Raw genomic sequence first — 16,223 nt, 5'->3', positions numbered from 1 at the left:
CTTACATAATCATTGAATTGTCAAAGTATTCAAAAAATACTACTGAAAGGTAGATTTTGATTACCTCAATAATTCAGCTCATAAAAACCCATAAAATCAATGAAAAAATCCTTACGTCTTCGGATAGTAAAGGCTTTAATTCCTTGCTTTTCCCTACTGTTAATTGCTTCGGTATTTACAGAAATTGACGCTCAAAACGTTACAGGTAAAGTTTTCCGTGATTTCGACGCTAATGGTCAGCAAACAACAACGAACCCAATTGAACCTGGTGTTGGTGGTGTTACTGTGAAAGCGTTTAAAGCTGATGGAACACAAGCTGGCTCTACATCGGTGACTGCCGCTGACGGTAGTTATTCGGTTACTGTTGGAACAAATTCTCAGGTTAGAATTGAATTTTCAAACTTTCCATCGGCATTTTTTGTAGGACCTAAAGGTACTGGCAGTGGTACTTCTATTCAATTTGTGAATGGAGGAAATACGGCAAGTCTTGGTATAAATTATCCTTCTGACTTTTGTGGAACTACCAATCCAAATTTAGTAACACCTTGTTACGAAAACGGAACACCTTTGAATGGTGGTACTTCTGGAAATGACCCTTTTGTAGTCTCTGTACCTTACGCTCCAACGGGTGATGGAACAACAACTTCTGAGAACACTTATTTATCGAAAGGTTCAGAGGTTGGGGCAATTTGGGGTATGGCATATCAGAGAAAAACAAAATTCCTTTTTGCAAGTGCATTATTGAAAAGACACTCAGGTTTTGGTAATGGAGGGCCTGGTGCTATTTATAAAATTGATAATTCGGGAGCTACTTCAGTAACTACACTTTTTGTGGACTTGAATGCTGATTTAGGAATTCCTGTTGGAACAGACTCACGAAATCAAGCTATTCCAGCAGAAAGATTAAGTACCGATAAAACACTCCCAAATCACGATTCAACGGCATTCGGTTGGGTGGGTAAAATGTCTTTAGGTGATATTGACATTGCAGATGATGAGAAATCTTTATGGGTAGTCAATACATTTGATAGAAAATTGTATGAATTGCCAATTGGTTCTCCTGCGGTAAAACCAACGACTAAAATTGCTCATACACTTCCAAATCCAGGTTGTACAAACGGTGTTTTTAGACCTTGGGCTGTAAAATTTTGGAGAGGTAAAGTTTACGTAGGAGGTGTTTGTACGGCTGAAAATGGAGGTACCGCCGCAGATTTGAAAGCATATATTTATTCATTTACTCCGGGAGATGCAAACCCAGATAATTTTACGGAAGTTTATAATTTTCCTTTAAATTATGCTCGTGGTTTTACAAGTATTTCAAGTGCAACAGATAAAACTTCAGCCGCTTGGAAACCTTGGATAGCACAATGGAGTCAAATAACTAATCCTTTACCTGGAGCAGGAACTTACGGTCAGACTATCTGTCCACAGCCAATGTTATCTGATATTGAATTTGATGTTGATGGTTCAATTATCGTGGGTTTTATGGATAGAGCTGGACATCAATTGGGGAATAGTAATTTTAGTCCAACCGTAACAGACCTAAATACGTATGAAGGTACATCGGCGGGCGATATTTTAAGAATTGGTTTAAATGCAGATGGAACTTACGCCTTAGAAAGCAATGGTACTGTCAATGGTGTTGTTTCGGGTGGGACAAATCAAACGCCTGCTCAGGGACCAAATGGTGGTGAATTTTATTGGCAAGATATGTACACCAAAAATGCTAATAAAAACTTTCCTGATGGTGTAGCTGGTGGTGGACACCAAGAGATTTCTTTGGGTGGTTTAGCTCTATTAGCAGGTAAAAATGAAGTAGCAGAAACAGTTTTTGATCCAGTTGCAGCGTTTAGAGCAGGTGGTGTTCGTTGGTTTGATAATACAACAGGACAAGCTCCACGTGGTTATCAAGTTTTTGGAACTGATGCAGGTGGTGGCTCAACAACTTTTGGTAAAGCAAATGGTTTAGGAGATTTAGAATTACTCTGTGCCAATCAGCCCATTGAAGTTGGTAACAGACTTTGGAATGATATTAATAAAGATGGTATTCAAGATGCTGGTGAACCTTCACTAACTGATGTAACTGTTGAATTATGGAAAGCAGGTATTAAAGTGGGAACAACTACCACTGATGCAACCACAGGAGAATATTATTTTACAGGTTTAGATGCTAATACGGCTTACGAAATTCGTATTCCAAATACAAATGGAGGCTCTAAACAAACAAAATTATTAGGACTTGAACCAACACAAACTGATGTAAGTACAAACGCAAAAGATGTCATCGACTCAGATGCAAGTGTTTCTGGTTCAAATACTTATGCTTCAATCGCTTTTACAACAGGAAATGCAGGTGAAAATAATCACACGTTAGATGCAGGTTTTAAATGTATTGCACCAGTGGCAAAACCGAATGGAACAAACGTAACTATTTGTGAACCAACGGCAACATTTGATTTACCAGATGCCAAAACAGGCACAGAGCCAGAAACTTGGTCAGTATTTACATCTCCTGCTAACCCTGCTGCAATTATCAATGTAACGTCGGGTGTAGTAACAGGAATGACTACCAACGGGAAATATGTTTTCTTATTGACTTCTACTAAAACAGGTTGTGTTGATACCGTTTCAATTACTCGTAGTTCATTACCAGTGGCAGGTGCAGACCAAACGCTATGTTCGCCATTAACTACGGCAACAGTTAATGTAGCATCTGCGGGGCAAATTTGGACGATAATTTCAAAACCTTCTGGAGCAACGCCTTTAGTTGCAGCAGATGGAAAAGTAACAGGTTTAACCGTTGACGGAGTTTATACTTTAAGATTAACACAAGGAGATTGCTTTGAAGAAATGCAGATTTTGCGAAAAGCAAAACCAAATGCAGGAATTGACCAAACGATATGTGCGCCTGCCACAACGGCTTCTTTAGGTTTTCCGTCAGGAAATGATGTTTGGGGAGTTGTTACAAACCCTGCCAATCCATCGCCAGCCAATGTTTTAGCCGATTTTGGTGACATCTCAGGTATGACTAATTCAGGCGTTTATCAATTTACTTTAACTTCAAATGGTTGTACTGATACGGTGAAAGTAACAAAAAACGCAGGAGTAACCGTAACAACTGCTGATGTAAGCACGTGTATAGGAGGAAATATTAACCTTTCAGCAACGTCGTCAAATACAGGTGTGACTTATTTATGGGCTGGGCCTTCAAACTTTACATCGAATCAACAAAATCCATCAATTGCCAATGTTACTGATGCTAATAAAGGTAAATATGTAGTAACCGTAACGGATGGAATTTGTAGTGCAAGTGCGACATCAACGGTAACGTTCAATACAATTTCAACGTCATTAATTGCCGGAAAATTGAATTATTGTGTTGGTGAAACAATCGTTTTGAGAACATTCTCGCCAGAAGTTGGATATACTTATGACTGGACAGGACCAAATGGTTTTTCATCAATGAATACTTTGAATATCAGCATTCCAACAACGCCTGATAAAGTACAGCAAGGTATTTATACCATGAAGATTAATGACCCTAACGGATGTTCGGCAATAACAACTTTAAATATTACAGTAACTGAATGTTTGAGTATTGGTAATTTAGTTTGGAATGATGCCAATAACGATGGCTTAAGTAATAATGGAGAAACTGGCGTAGCGAGTGTTCCTGTAAAATTATACAAAGCACAATTGGCAGGTAGTGTACCAACAGATTTACCAGACGGAACTGCTATTCAAACTACAACTACTGATGCCAACGGAAAATATTTATTCTCAGGATTAATTCCAGGATATTATATCGTAGAAATAGAAGCACCAACAGGCTTTAAGTCAAGTACAGGGACAATTGGCTCGGCTACGGGTGCTTATGAACCAATCGTTGGAACGCCAAATAATGACATCAATAATGATGATGATGGAACAACTGTTTCAGGGCAAACGATTAGAACTAAAGCAATTGAACTTGGAAATTATACCGAACCAACTGATGATGGAGATGTAACCGTAAATACAGATGCTGATAAAAATTCCAACTTAACGATTGACTTTGGGGTCTTTAAACCTGCTCAATTAGGAGATTTTGTTTGGTCGGATACCAATAGAAATGGTGTTCAAGATACAGGGGAATTAGGCGTTGCGAATATCCAAGTAAAATTATATTCAGGAACAAATACAACACCAGTTGCAACAACCACAACCGATGCTAACGGAAAATATTTATTCGATAATTTACCAGCAGGAACTTACACAGTTGAATTTGTAAAATCATCAATTGGTGCAGGAAATAATTTTTCTCCATTGGCAGGAACAACAGATGTTACAAAAGACAGTAACGCTGACCCAGCAACAGGAAAATCAAGTCCTGTAACTTTAGTAGCTGGAGATTCAAATTTGACCATTGATGCAGGTATTAGCGGAGATTGTCCAGGTTCAACCGTTGGAACGATTACTGTACCAAGTTTATGTGTTGGTCAAACTTTAACAATGAAGGCAATAAGTTCTGACCCGAATGCCACTTATGCTTGGAGTTCAACTAATAGCTTTACGGCAACAACGCAAGAGGTTATTTTGCCAAATTTAGCAACGACAAACTCAGGAACTTATACCGTTTTAATTACCAATTCTAACGCTTGTACATCGGCTTTAACGGCAAATGTTGTAGTAAATCCTAAACCAACGATAAGCGTTTCGAGTATTGAAATTTGTGAAGGAACAACAGGAAAGTTAACAGCAACAGGAGCAACAAATTATACTTGGTCGGGACCAAATTCATTTACAGGAACAACTTCTGAGGTTTCAGTAACAAATGCAGGAATTTATACCGTAACAGGTAATTCAAATGGTTGTACGGCAAATGCTACGGCAAGCGTAACGGTGAGTCCAATTCCAGTACCAACGGCAACGGGTGCAGCGATTTGTTTGGGTGGCAGTGGTACAATATCGGTACTTCCTGAGGGAATGACTTACGCTTGGGCAGGTGCAAGTGGCTTTACAAGTACACAACAAACGGTTTCGATAAGCAATGCAACTGTCAGTAATCAAGGAGTTTATACGGTTACTTTAACAAATGCAAAAGGCTGTACGGCTGCAACAACGGTAAATGTAACGGTTGGAAGTGCCTTAACGGTAACACCAACGAGTAACAGTCCAGTTTGTGCGGGTTCACGATTAGAATTATCAATTACAGGAGGAACAGGAGCGAAATATTTATGGACGAGTCCATCAGGATTTACGACAACGATGCAAAATCCATTTACTCAAAATTCTACTTCGGCAGAAAATGGAATTTGGACTGTCGCAGTTGAAAATGCCGATGGTTGCCGAGGAACTGGCTCGGTAAATGTAACGATAAACCCTGCTCTAACTGGTGTAATGGCTACGGCTTCTGCTCCAACTTGTGCAGGTGGAAATATCAGCTTGACTTCAACGCCAAGCGGTGCTAAATCTTACGAATGGTCTGGTTCGCCAACGTTTACCTCAACGGTTCAAAATCCAACGATTACTTCACCAACAGCAGGAGATTATACTTATACTGTAAAGGTGACAGACGCAAATGGATGTACCGCTCAGGCGACGGCTTCGACGACTATTTTTGCAACCCCAACGGCAACGGCAAGTTCAAATTCGCCAGTTTGTTTTGGACAAGATATTCAATTAGGAGTTACAACAAATGGAACAAAATTTGCTTGGTCTGGACCAAACGGATTTGCTTCAACATCGCAATCGCCAATTATTACAGTAGCCAATACCGTAAAAGCAGGCGTTTATACAGTAGTGGTAATGAATGAAAATTCATGTTCAGTAACGGCAACAACTTCGGTAAGTGTGAATGCTCAATTGAATGGTGGAAACGATTTATCAATCTGCTCACCAATTTCAACGGCACAGTTGACCCTAATTTCGGGAGCAACTTGGACAGCTGATGCCACTAACCCTGCAACTGTTACCATCAATAATACAAGTGGTATTGCATCAGGATTAATCAATGTTGGTACGTATGTATTCTATATAACAAATACAGGTGGTTGTAAAGACACCGTAAATGTTTACATCAACGAAAAATTAGATGCAGGAAACGATAAAGTGATTTGTTCTCCAAAATCGACTGCTAAATTATTAGCCTTGAATACTGGACAAACTTGGAAATACTTTGCCAATGGTTCAGCCTTGCCAACGCCAACGATTGATAATCAAGGAAACGTATCGGGAATGACCCAAGACGGAACTTATTTATTCATTTTGGAACAAGAAGGCGATAATTATTGTGGAGATACCGTAGCCGTAATCCGTAAGCCATCACCAAATGCAGGAAGTGATTTATTAGGTAATAACGGAGGTATTTGTGAACCAAAAACGACGGCTAAATTGTCAGCAACAGGAACAAATCAAACTTGGTCAGTGGCGGCAAATAGTTTAGGTGCAGGAATTGTAACCATTGATGCAACAGGTGCAATTGCCAACATGAACACAAATGGTATTTATCAATTCGTATTGACACAAGGCGAATGTACAGATACGGTAAAAGTAGAACGTTCTGCTAAGCCAAATGCGGGAATTGACCAAGTATTCTGTGGCGATTCAACAAACTATAAATTACCGAATGCACTACAAGGTACAGCATGGTCAAGTATTGCGACCAACCCTGGTAGCGTACAAATCACCCCAATTACTGGTGAAATTATCGGAATGACGGTTGCAGGAGATTATACATTCGTTTTAATGAATACGGCAGGATGTTCAGATACAATTAAAATAACTCGCAAAGCAATTCCTGCTTTTGATGTACAAACGCAACAAGCAACTTGTACGGTGGGAACGCCAAATAGTGATGCTAAATTGATTGTATCGGGTTTTGACTCTGCTAATAAATATGATTATTCGGAAGGGACAACTTATTCAGGAACAAAAACATTTGCTACCGCTACCGTGATTCCAAACGATGGAATTTTAGCTAATAATTTAGTAAATCCAACAACTGATAAGAGTTATACCGTGAGAATTTTTAATAGTAATGGCTGTTTTACTGATAAAACAGTTGTATTAAAAACAAGAGTATGTGAATGTAAACCAGACGTTTGTATTCCATACACGATGAAAAAAGTATCAAAATAATAGACTGATTCAGTCCAAAAATATTAATAAAACAAAGTAAGGAATAGAGTGCGGAAAGCATAGGCTCATTGGGTCTATGCTTTTTTTTGTTCATGTTTTGATTGTTTTTGTATATGTTCGAATATCATTTCAATGTTATCAATTTAGATTTTTAATTGTCCCAAAATTTAGATAATTCCAGTTTTAACGCTGACAGGGTTTAAAACCCTGTCAGCGTTAAGTGGGCAAATCTCTTAAATTGACAGCTTTGTAATAGTATCCTACCATCCAGATATGTTATTCAGTAGATATTATTCGATTAGAATTCAGTAATTTTACTTTCCCTAACATCAAATATCCAACAACAAACATCGAATTTTTAATGAACGTTTCCATTATCATTGTCAATTATAAATCAGCCGAATTAGCGGTTAATTGTATTTCTTCAATCAAACAATTTACTCACGGGATTGATTATGAAGTTATTGTAGTTGATAATAATTCAGAAGATAATTCGGAGCAGATTTTAAAAGGAAATCATCCAGATATTGTGTGGGTTCAAACGGGTTATAATGCAGGGTTTAGTCGTGGAAATAATGCAGGTTTCAGAGTAGCTAAAGGTGATTATTTATTGTTGCTCAATGCCGATACGTTACTTTTTGAAAACACCATTGCCTTGACTTTTAACCGACTCCAAGAAAGAAAAGACATAGCAGTCATTGCAGGTTTACAAGTAAATCCCGATTTGAGTTTGATGCCGTATTTCAGAAATCGGAATGAGTTTAGGAAATTTTTGTATGTTGTTCCGAATCGTTTTAATAAATATTTAGATAAATTCTTTTCTGAACCTCATTTTTCCGACCCAAATCAGGCAGAATTACCCTGCGGAGCTTTTATGATGATGAGCCGTGAAACGATTGAGAAAGTAGGGGCAATGGACGAAGATTTCTTCATGTATGCCGAAGATTTTGAATGGGCAGGCAGACTTCGTAAAGCAGGAAAACTTTGTTATTTTGATGATATTCGTTTTATTCACTTAGAAAAACCATCGCCATTCCGAAGAACAAATATTACGCCTATCAATAAATTTGGCACACAAATGCAAGTTTCCAATCTCCTTTGGATTCGGAAAGAATATGGTATTTCGCCATATTTATTCTTGATTTTTCATTACGTAACCTTAGCCATTGCCTTTTACGCTTGGAAAATTACCGTGAACATAATCAACTTCCGAAATCCTTTTTTTCAATTAAGAAGTCAAAAGATTTTTGGGCTAAAAGTATTGGTATTTCTAAAATTCTTCTGGAAAACCCTCTTCAAAATAAAAGGCTTCTACAAAATTGCAGAAGCCGATAATATTGATGTTCGGTTTAAGTAAAGATAAAACGTCGGCAAGGTTCAAACCTTACCGACGTTATTTTTGTTTTTAAATTCTCGTTTGCACTGATTTACAATCAGTGCATTCATGGTTTTGCGACTGAGTCGTTTACTCGCTCGCTTGCCCTGATTTACACTCAGGGCATCAATGGTTTTGCGACTGAGTCGCTTACTCTTATTTGCGTTAGAAACGCAAGACCATTCAACGCCCGATTGCAAATCGGGGTTAGCTACGCAAAAAACAAATTTATCAAAACATACAAAACCGAAGGACACAATAAACAGCCCAAACCTGTATAAAATGTGGCAGTCATTGCTCCGTAAGGTACAAGTTTTGGGTCGGTAGCGGCTAAACCTGCCGCCACACCACTCGTTGTTCCCATTAAACCTCCATAAATCATAGCCGTTGAAGGATTGTTTAAACCGATAGAACGAGCAATTAAAGGAGTTCCAATAGTTACTAAGATTGACTTAACCAATCCTGTGGCGATACTGATGGCAATTACGTCTGATGACGCTCCAACGGCTGCTCCCGTAACAGGTCCAACCACAAATGTACAAGCACCTGCCCCAATCGTAGTGATACTTTTTGCATCGGTATATCCCAAACTTACTGCAATAATTGACCCGCACAAAAATGTCAATACAACTCCAATAAAAAGTGAGACAATTCCTGCCAAGCCCGTTTTTTTGACAACACTAAAACTCACGCCCATTGCGGTTGAAACAATGGTAAAATCCCGAAACATAGCTCCTCCCATGACTTCAAAGCCAGAAAATTCTTTGATGTCAGCAATGCCCTTATTTCCTCCAGTAACTATTCCACCAAAATAGGCGATAACTAAGCCTAAAAAAATGGCAATTGCTGAACCTGGAATTTTGTTATTTGTTAGTTTTTTTGATAAAAAATCGGCAATAAAAATGATGATTCCTGTGATGAGAAAGGCGAATATTAATCCGTTTTTTGAGAGTAAAGTGGTTATGTATTCCATTATTGAGGGTTGTTTTTGGCTAATTTTGAAACAAGAGGTAATAAGGAAATACAAATAACTACGGGAATAATACCAGCCAAAAGAGCAATTGCCCCACTTGATAAAGCCACTCGCACATTTTGCACTGCCGACATTTCCACGATGACAGGAATGTACATTTTGCTCCAAAACATAATGCCACTTTCCATTTCAGCATTGAATTTCCCTTGTTTTTCTAACCAGTTTTGAGAAAAAATTAAAAGAATCATCGCAAAACCAACCCCACCAACATTTGCATCAACATGAAGTAACTTTCCTAAAGTTTCTCCTAATAATTGACCTAAAATATAACAGCCCGCCAAGAGGGCAACTCCTTTAATTAACATAGTTTATAGTGGTTTTAGATTGATGTTAAAATAACTTCTTCAAATCGTTTTTGGTAACTTTTCCCATCGCATTTCGTGGAAGTTCGTCAACAATTTTATATTTTCTTGGCACTTTGTAAGACGGCATTTTTTCTCGAATCCATTTGTTTAACTCATCTGTATTCAAGTTTTTATCGTCAGAAATAATGGCAGCGACCACCAACTCTCCCCATTCTTCATCGTCAATTCCAACTACACTACAATCGTTAATATTCGGGTGAGCTCTCAACACTTCTTCAATTTCAAGGGCTGAGATTTTATATCCTCCAGATTTAATAATGTCAATGGAACTCCTCCCTAAAATTTTATAATAACCTTCATTCAAAACGGCAACATCACCCGTTTTAAACCAACCATCTTTTGTAAATGTGTTTTCGGTAGCTTCTGATTTTAGCCAATATTCTTGAAAAACATTATCACCTTTTACCTGAATTTCTCCTGCTTCTCCAATGGCAACTTCTTGATTTTGTTCGTCCACCAATCTAATATTTACGTTTGGTAAAGCCTGACCGATGTGTCCAGCACGTCTTTCTCCATGATAAGGATTACTAATTGCCATGCCTATTTCAGTCATTCCGTAGCGTTCCAAAAGGCGATGTCCGCTGATAATTTCCCATTTTTCCATAACAGAAACAGGTAAGGCTGCCGAGCCAGAAACCATCAAGCGAAATGTTTTCATATTTTCCGTCAAGGCTTTTTGCGTTGATTCTTCAAGTGTTTCAAAGTGAGCAATCAATTTAAAATAAATGGTTGGCACAGCCATGAAAACGCCATTTATACCTGATTCTGCCATTCTTTTCATCCAATTAAAAACTCCATCGGCTGAAAAATTGGGTAGAAATTCTACCGTGCCACCCGCCCAAAGGGTACATGAAATCACGTTGATAATACCATGCACATGATGCAAAGGTAAAATGCACAGAATATGGTCGTTTTCAGAATACTCCCAAGCATCTACGAGCGTACTGACTTGAGCCTCGATATTGGCATGAGTTGTTACGACACCTTTGGGTAAATTAGTCGTACCGCTTGTGTAAAGAATCATGGCTTTTCTATCTGCCAATAATTGAGGTAATTCCTTACTAATTTCCTCATATTTTTGCCCTAAAACGATGAATTTGATATTTTTCTGAGAAGCTAAATCTTTTAAAATAGACTCAAATTCAGGAGAAACGATAATGACTTCAGCTTGCGTATCTTCAATAACATATTGCAATGACGATAATGGGTGAGTTGTACAAAGAGGAACGGCTATACCACCCGCTTGCCAAATAGCCCATTGCGTTTTTACATAATCAAAACCTGCTGTAACCATAAATGCCACCCGAGATTCGGCTAAGTCTGTATCATCGTCTAATAAAAAACTGGCAAATTCTTTGGAAGCTATTTGTAAATCATCATACGAATATGAATTCCCATTTGAAATAATGGCGGTTTTATGCTGATTGCTTTTGTTAATAATTTGAAGCATTTAATTTTTATTTATAATGGATAAATGGATTTGGTTATACTACGAAAATTGAGAGAGATTTAGAAAAGATAAAAATAGAAATCAAAAATATAATTTGAAAAATTGAGAAGGAACTCCCCCAAAAGATTTTTCTTAAATCACTAAATCAAAAATCACTAAATTTTTAGCCAACCCATTGAATCCATCCAGCTTTTTACGCTATTCATCCATTTATCTTTCGTTGTTTTATTATTTAAGCCAAAACCATGTCCACCTTTTGGATAAATTAGTATTCCAGCTGGTACTCCGTTTTTCTGACAAGCCTCATAATATGAAAGCGAATTTTTCACAGGAACGGCATTATCATCTCCCGCATGAACCAAAAATACTGGAGGTGTATCTTTCGTAATTTGTAGTTCGTTTGAGTATAATTCTATTAAATCTTGCGAAGGTGTTTTTCCTATTAATTGCTCCATTGAACCACGATGCCCAAATTCTTTCATGGTAATTACTGGATAAACTAAAATTGAAAAATCTGGACGTACATTGGTTACATCGGCATTATCGCCAACGGGTTTTGCAAAATGGGTTGAAGTTGTTGCCGCTAAATGTCCACCTGCCGAAAAACCCATAATTCCGATTTTATTAGGGTTTATACCGTATTTGATAGCATCCGTTCTGACCATTCTAATGGCTTGTTGAGCGTCTTGTAAAGGTGCAATTGTTCTGTCAATTTGGGCATTTTCATTGGGTAATCTGTATTTTACCACAAAAGCAGTTACGCCCATTTTATTAAATTCTTTGGCTACGTCTGAGCCTTCGTGTGAAGCAGCCAAGATTCTATAACCGCCTCCTGGACAAATAATTACGGCTGTTCCGTTAGATGTACCTTTTGCAGGAGAATAAACCGTAATGGTTGGGACTGTAACTTCTGAAATACGCAAAACACCATTTTTATCAGTTTCAGATTTTTGAGTGTTTGGAACAGGTTTTGAATTAGGAACTTCTTTAGGATATAAAGGCATTTCTTGTTGAGCTTGTGCGTAAGTCATTGTTAATAAGAGACTTAAAGTAAAGAGTGATTTTTTCATGGAGATTATTTGAAAATTTTGATAAAAATGAGTTTAAATAACGTTTATAAAATATTAAGAATGAGGGTATTAACGATTCAATCTAATAACTGATTTCAGAAAGGAAGTCAAATGTAATATTTACCTAATATCTTTGCAAAAATTCAAGAATCTTATGGAAAAAATAAAATCAACAACCGTTTTGGCGGTAGTACATAATGGCGAAGTAGCTATCGGAGCAGACGGACAAGCAACTATGGGGGCAACCGTTGCCAAAAACCACGTGAAGAAAATTCGTAAAATGTTGGATGGCAAAATCGTAACGGGTTTTGCAGGTTCTACGGCTGATGCTTTTACACTTTTAGAACGTTTTGAAGAGAAATTGAACGCTTATGGGGGTAATATGAAACGTGCCAGTATTGAGTTAGCGAAAGATTGGAGAACTGACCGTTATCTTAGAAAATTAGAGGCAATGATGATTGTTGCCAATAAAGAAGAAACATTAATCATTTCAGGAACGGGTGATGTACTTGAACCAGAAAATGGTATCGCAGCAATCGGTTCGGGAAGTAATTATGCTCTCTCGGCAGCTTTGGCAATGAAAAAACACGCACCTCATCTTTCAGCAGAGGAAATTGTCAGAGAAGGTTTAACCATTGCAGCAGATATTTGTATTTACACAAATCACAATTTTATCATTGAAAAACCTGTGTAAAAAGTAGCACAGGTTTTAACCTGTTTATAAAGTAGCACAGGTTTTCAACCTGTTTGTAAAGTAGCACAGGTTTTCAACCTGTTTGTAAAGTAGCACAGGTTTTCAACCTGTTTGTAAAGTAGCACAGTATTTAACCTGTTTGTAAAGTAGCACAGTATTTAACCTGTTTGTAAAGTAGCACAGGTTTTCAACCTGTTTGTAAAGTAGCACAGGTTTTCAACCTGTTTATAAAGTAGCACAGGTTTTCAACCTGTTGTTCATGAAGTTTTACAGGTTGAAAACCTGTGCTACAAACAGAAAAAACGATAGATATTGAACTAATTATTGTTTAATCTTGTAACTTAGTAGAGTATTAATTCCAATAACAATAAATCAGTAAAACTATGTCATTAAGATTAGGAGATATTGCCCCCGACTTTACTGCGGAGACAACACAAGGAACAATAAATTTTCATGAGTGGATTGGCGACTCTTGGGCGATGCTTTTCAGTCACCCTGCTGACTTTACACCAGTTTGTACTACTGAATTAGGAAAAACAGCTCTTTTGAAAGGTGAGTTTGAAGCAAAAGGCGTAAAGGTTATCGCAGTTTCTGTTGATGATTTAGATTCACACAACAAATGGGTTCCAGACATTGAGGAGGTTAATAATGTAAAAATGAACTTCCCAATTATTGCAGATTCTGACCGTAACGTGGCAACACTTTATGACATGATTCACCCAAATGCTTCTGAAAAAGCAACGGTTCGTTCGGTATTTATTATTGGGCCAGACAAAAAAGTTAAATTGACATTAACGTATCCTGCTTCAACGGGACGTAATTTTCAAGAACTTTTGCGTGTAATTGATTCATTACAATTAACGGCAGTTTATCAAGTAGCAACGCCTGCTGACTGGAAAGATGGTGAAGATGTTATCATCACACCAGCCGTAAAAACAGAAGATGCCGCTGCTAAATTCCCGAAAGGATTTACCGTTGTGAAACCATATTTACGTACAACGCCTCAACCAAATAAATAGGCTTTATACGTTTAAAATTAAAGGATTAGGAAATTGTTTGTAAATTTGTACAGACTATTTTCCTAATCCTTTTCTGCTTTTATGAATTATCTAAAATTATTACAAGTAAAATTCTTATTATTACCCTCAAGAGTTAGGCTTGTTTTAGTAGCTTCTGTTATCTTTTTGATTGCTCTTTTTGCTTATTATAGTCTCCGTCCAAATCCAAATGGATGGGAGAAAATTTCTAAAATTGGCATAACCCTTCCGCTTCGTTATAAGTTACATGGCATTGATGTATCGCACCATAATGGTAAAATAGAATGGAGAAAAGTGAAAAAAATGCAGTTTTCAGATGAAGATTTACATCTTGAATTTTGCTTTTTGAAAGCGACTGAGGGCATGACGCATTCCGACCGAGAATTTGAAAGAAATTGGGAACAGTTAGGTAAATTAGGCATTAAAAGAGGTGCTTATCATTTTTTTATTCCTTGGCGTGAACCCATTGGACAAGCTAAAAATTTTATTAATTCTGTTAAACTAAAGAAAGGTGATTTTGCCCCCGTTTTAGATATTGAACAAAACTCATTAAAGGCTGATAGTCAGATAATTGCAGAGATTGAAACATGGCTAAATATCGTTGAAAAACATTATGGAGTAAAGCCAATTATCTATACAAATCCCAATTTTTATCGAAAATTTATCAAAGGAAATTTTGATGGTTATCCACTTTGGATTGCCGATTATTCAAAGGAGACTTTGAAAGGTTACGGCTCAAATTTATGGTTTTGGCAACATAACCAAAAAGGCTGGTGCGAAGGTGTAAAAGGAACTGTTGATTACAATGTTTTTTTGGGTAGTGAGAGCGATTTAGAAGACTTATGCTTGTAAACGATGCTTCCGCATCGGACTGTTATATTCGATGCGGAAGCATCGAGCTACAAATTATCCAAAATCACTTTTGCGTAATTTTCTGCTCGATTCAATTCGGCATATTGTTTCATTTTATGCTTATTTCCTACGTTGATATTTTGGGTTAACAACATTTCAAGCTTTTCAGTTAAATCATTATTTACGATTAATCCTAATTCGTTTTCAGTCACTATTTTTCCCATCAATCCGAAATTATAAGTCAACAGTGGCTTTTGAGCTGCCGCAGCTCTGACCGTAATGGCACTCATTCCGATATGTTTATCGTACAAAGCCAAAATGTAATCCGAAACCTCAAAATATGGCTGAATATCATGGTCGGCAATGAAGGTGTTTTTTGTAATGATTTGAAAATCAGAAGTTCCCTTTATTTCCTTTAACTTTTTGTCAAACTTGATTTTTTCTGATTCTTCCCAAGGTCCAACAATTAAAAGCGTTCCTTTCTGAGATTTTTCCTTTGAGATTTTCCCAACCGCTTCCATTACTTCCGAAATTCCTTTGCGAGAATCCAAAAAGCCAAAAATCAAAAATACTTTTCTATTCTCTTCAATGCCCAATTCCTTTTTTATTTCCTCAACTGATTTTGTAGAAGAATAAACTTGCACAGGGTCAGGCAAGAAAATGACTTTATTTGTTTCCCAATTTTGTTTGATATAGTCCGTTGCAAATGGGTCGAGATTGAAAAGGGAGTCTAATTTTTTACTTTTTACAAATAATTTTAAGGTCAAATTTTTACGGAAAGTATTCAGTCGCTCTTTCAGTGAATGAGCAGGATAATTGACTAAAGTCGGACGAAATAAAATACCCGAAACTGGACACGGAAGGGCTTTTTGCGTCAATAATGCAATTTGCAAATAATCAATGTACATCGAAAATGCGTAAGAAGCATTGGTTTCAGTGATGTATTTTCGCAATAAATCCCATTCAAAAAATGCACGTTTAGTTACATTTTGAGATTTCGTAATTTTCCATGCTGAAAATTCTGAATCTGAAAAGGCAATCCATTTTACTTTCGGAGAAGTTGTTTCTTCAATGATTTGTGGGTGTTGTTCAAAGAAATCAGGGGCAACTAAAACCGTTAAGTTATAGGGGTAATTTGCCGATAAGAAGTTGATAATCAGGTGATACAAATAACCAGAGTGGTGTCCACTTGCGTCGGGTTCAAATATTAAAATATTTTTGGTCATGT

Annotated in this window: 10 protein-coding genes; 5 read left to right on the top strand and 5 right to left on the bottom strand. The window is 37.3% G+C overall.

Going from position 1 to position 16,223, the window contains the following annotated elements:
• The first annotated feature begins 99 nt into the window (after nt 1-99).
• Together VB796_RS01680 and VB796_RS01675 are read left to right on the top strand one after the other, a co-directional pair.
• Nucleotides 100-7,119 carry an SdrD B-like domain-containing protein gene (locus VB796_RS01680; protein ID WP_323344772.1) on the top strand — a complete coding sequence of 2,340 codons (7,020 nt, stop codon included), beginning with the start codon at nt 100-102 and terminating at the stop codon, nt 7,117-7,119.
• Nucleotides 7,120-7,480: 361 nt separating this feature from the next.
• Nucleotides 7,481-8,476 (top strand): glycosyltransferase family 2 protein, encoded by a 996-nt coding sequence (locus VB796_RS01675; RefSeq protein WP_323344771.1) that lies wholly within the window; start codon nt 7,481-7,483, stop codon nt 8,474-8,476.
• A gap of 229 nt (nt 8,477-8,705) precedes the next feature.
• Here the strand turns inward: VB796_RS01675 and madM are convergent, their stop codons facing one another.
• The 4 genes from madM to VB796_RS01655 form a co-directional block, all read right to left on the bottom strand.
• Nucleotides 8,706-9,467: a malonate transporter subunit MadM gene (madM, locus tag VB796_RS01670; RefSeq protein ID WP_323344770.1), complete on the bottom strand. Its 762-nt coding sequence runs from the start codon at nt 9,465-9,467 to the stop codon at nt 8,706-8,708.
• Nucleotides 9,467-9,832: a malonate transporter subunit MadL gene (madL, locus tag VB796_RS01665; protein WP_323344769.1), complete on the bottom strand. Its 366-nt coding sequence runs from the start codon at nt 9,830-9,832 to the stop codon at nt 9,467-9,469. Before madL ends, madM begins: the two co-directional genes overlap by 1 nt.
• A 25-nt stretch (nt 9,833-9,857) precedes the next feature.
• The gene (locus VB796_RS01660) at nt 9,858-11,342 is read right to left on the bottom strand and encodes an acyl-CoA synthetase (protein ID WP_323344768.1); all 1,485 of its coding nucleotides are present in this window, start codon (nt 11,340-11,342) and stop codon (nt 9,858-9,860) included.
• Between the two features lie 155 nt (nt 11,343-11,497).
• Nucleotides 11,498-12,412, bottom strand: a complete 915-nt coding sequence (locus VB796_RS01655) for an alpha/beta hydrolase (protein ID WP_323344767.1) — start codon at nt 12,410-12,412, stop codon at nt 11,498-11,500.
• A 154-nt stretch (nt 12,413-12,566) separates the two neighbouring features.
• Here VB796_RS01655 and hslV point away from each other — a divergent pair, with 154 nt between their 5' ends.
• The 3 genes from hslV (at nt 12,567) to VB796_RS01640 (ending at nt 14,995) form a co-directional block, all read left to right on the top strand.
• Entirely contained in the window at nt 12,567-13,106 is a 540-nt protein-coding gene (hslV, locus tag VB796_RS01650; RefSeq protein ID WP_323344766.1) for an ATP-dependent protease subunit HslV, read from the top strand.
• Between the two features lie 383 nt (nt 13,107-13,489).
• Nucleotides 13,490-14,125 carry a peroxiredoxin gene (locus tag VB796_RS01645; RefSeq protein ID WP_323344765.1) on the top strand — a complete coding sequence of 212 codons (636 nt, stop codon included), beginning with the start codon at nt 13,490-13,492 and terminating at the stop codon, nt 14,123-14,125.
• Nucleotides 14,126-14,206: 81 nt separating this feature from the next.
• Nucleotides 14,207-14,995: a glycoside hydrolase family 25 protein gene (locus VB796_RS01640; protein ID WP_323344764.1), complete on the top strand. Its 789-nt coding sequence runs from the start codon at nt 14,207-14,209 to the stop codon at nt 14,993-14,995.
• A 47-nt stretch (nt 14,996-15,042) separates the two neighbouring features.
• Here VB796_RS01640 and VB796_RS01635 read toward each other — a convergent pair whose 3' ends face one another.
• On the bottom strand, nt 15,043-16,221 hold the full coding sequence (locus VB796_RS01635) for a glycosyltransferase (protein ID WP_323344763.1): 1,179 nt from the start codon (nt 16,219-16,221) through the stop codon (nt 15,043-15,045).
• Between the last annotated feature and the right edge of the window lie 2 nt (nt 16,222-16,223).

The sequence above is a fragment of the Arcicella sp. LKC2W genome, assembly GCF_034931005.1.
Classification (GTDB): Bacteria; Bacteroidota; Bacteroidia; order Cytophagales; family Spirosomataceae; genus Arcicella.
This window is presented reverse-complemented; position numbering and strand designations above follow the sequence as displayed.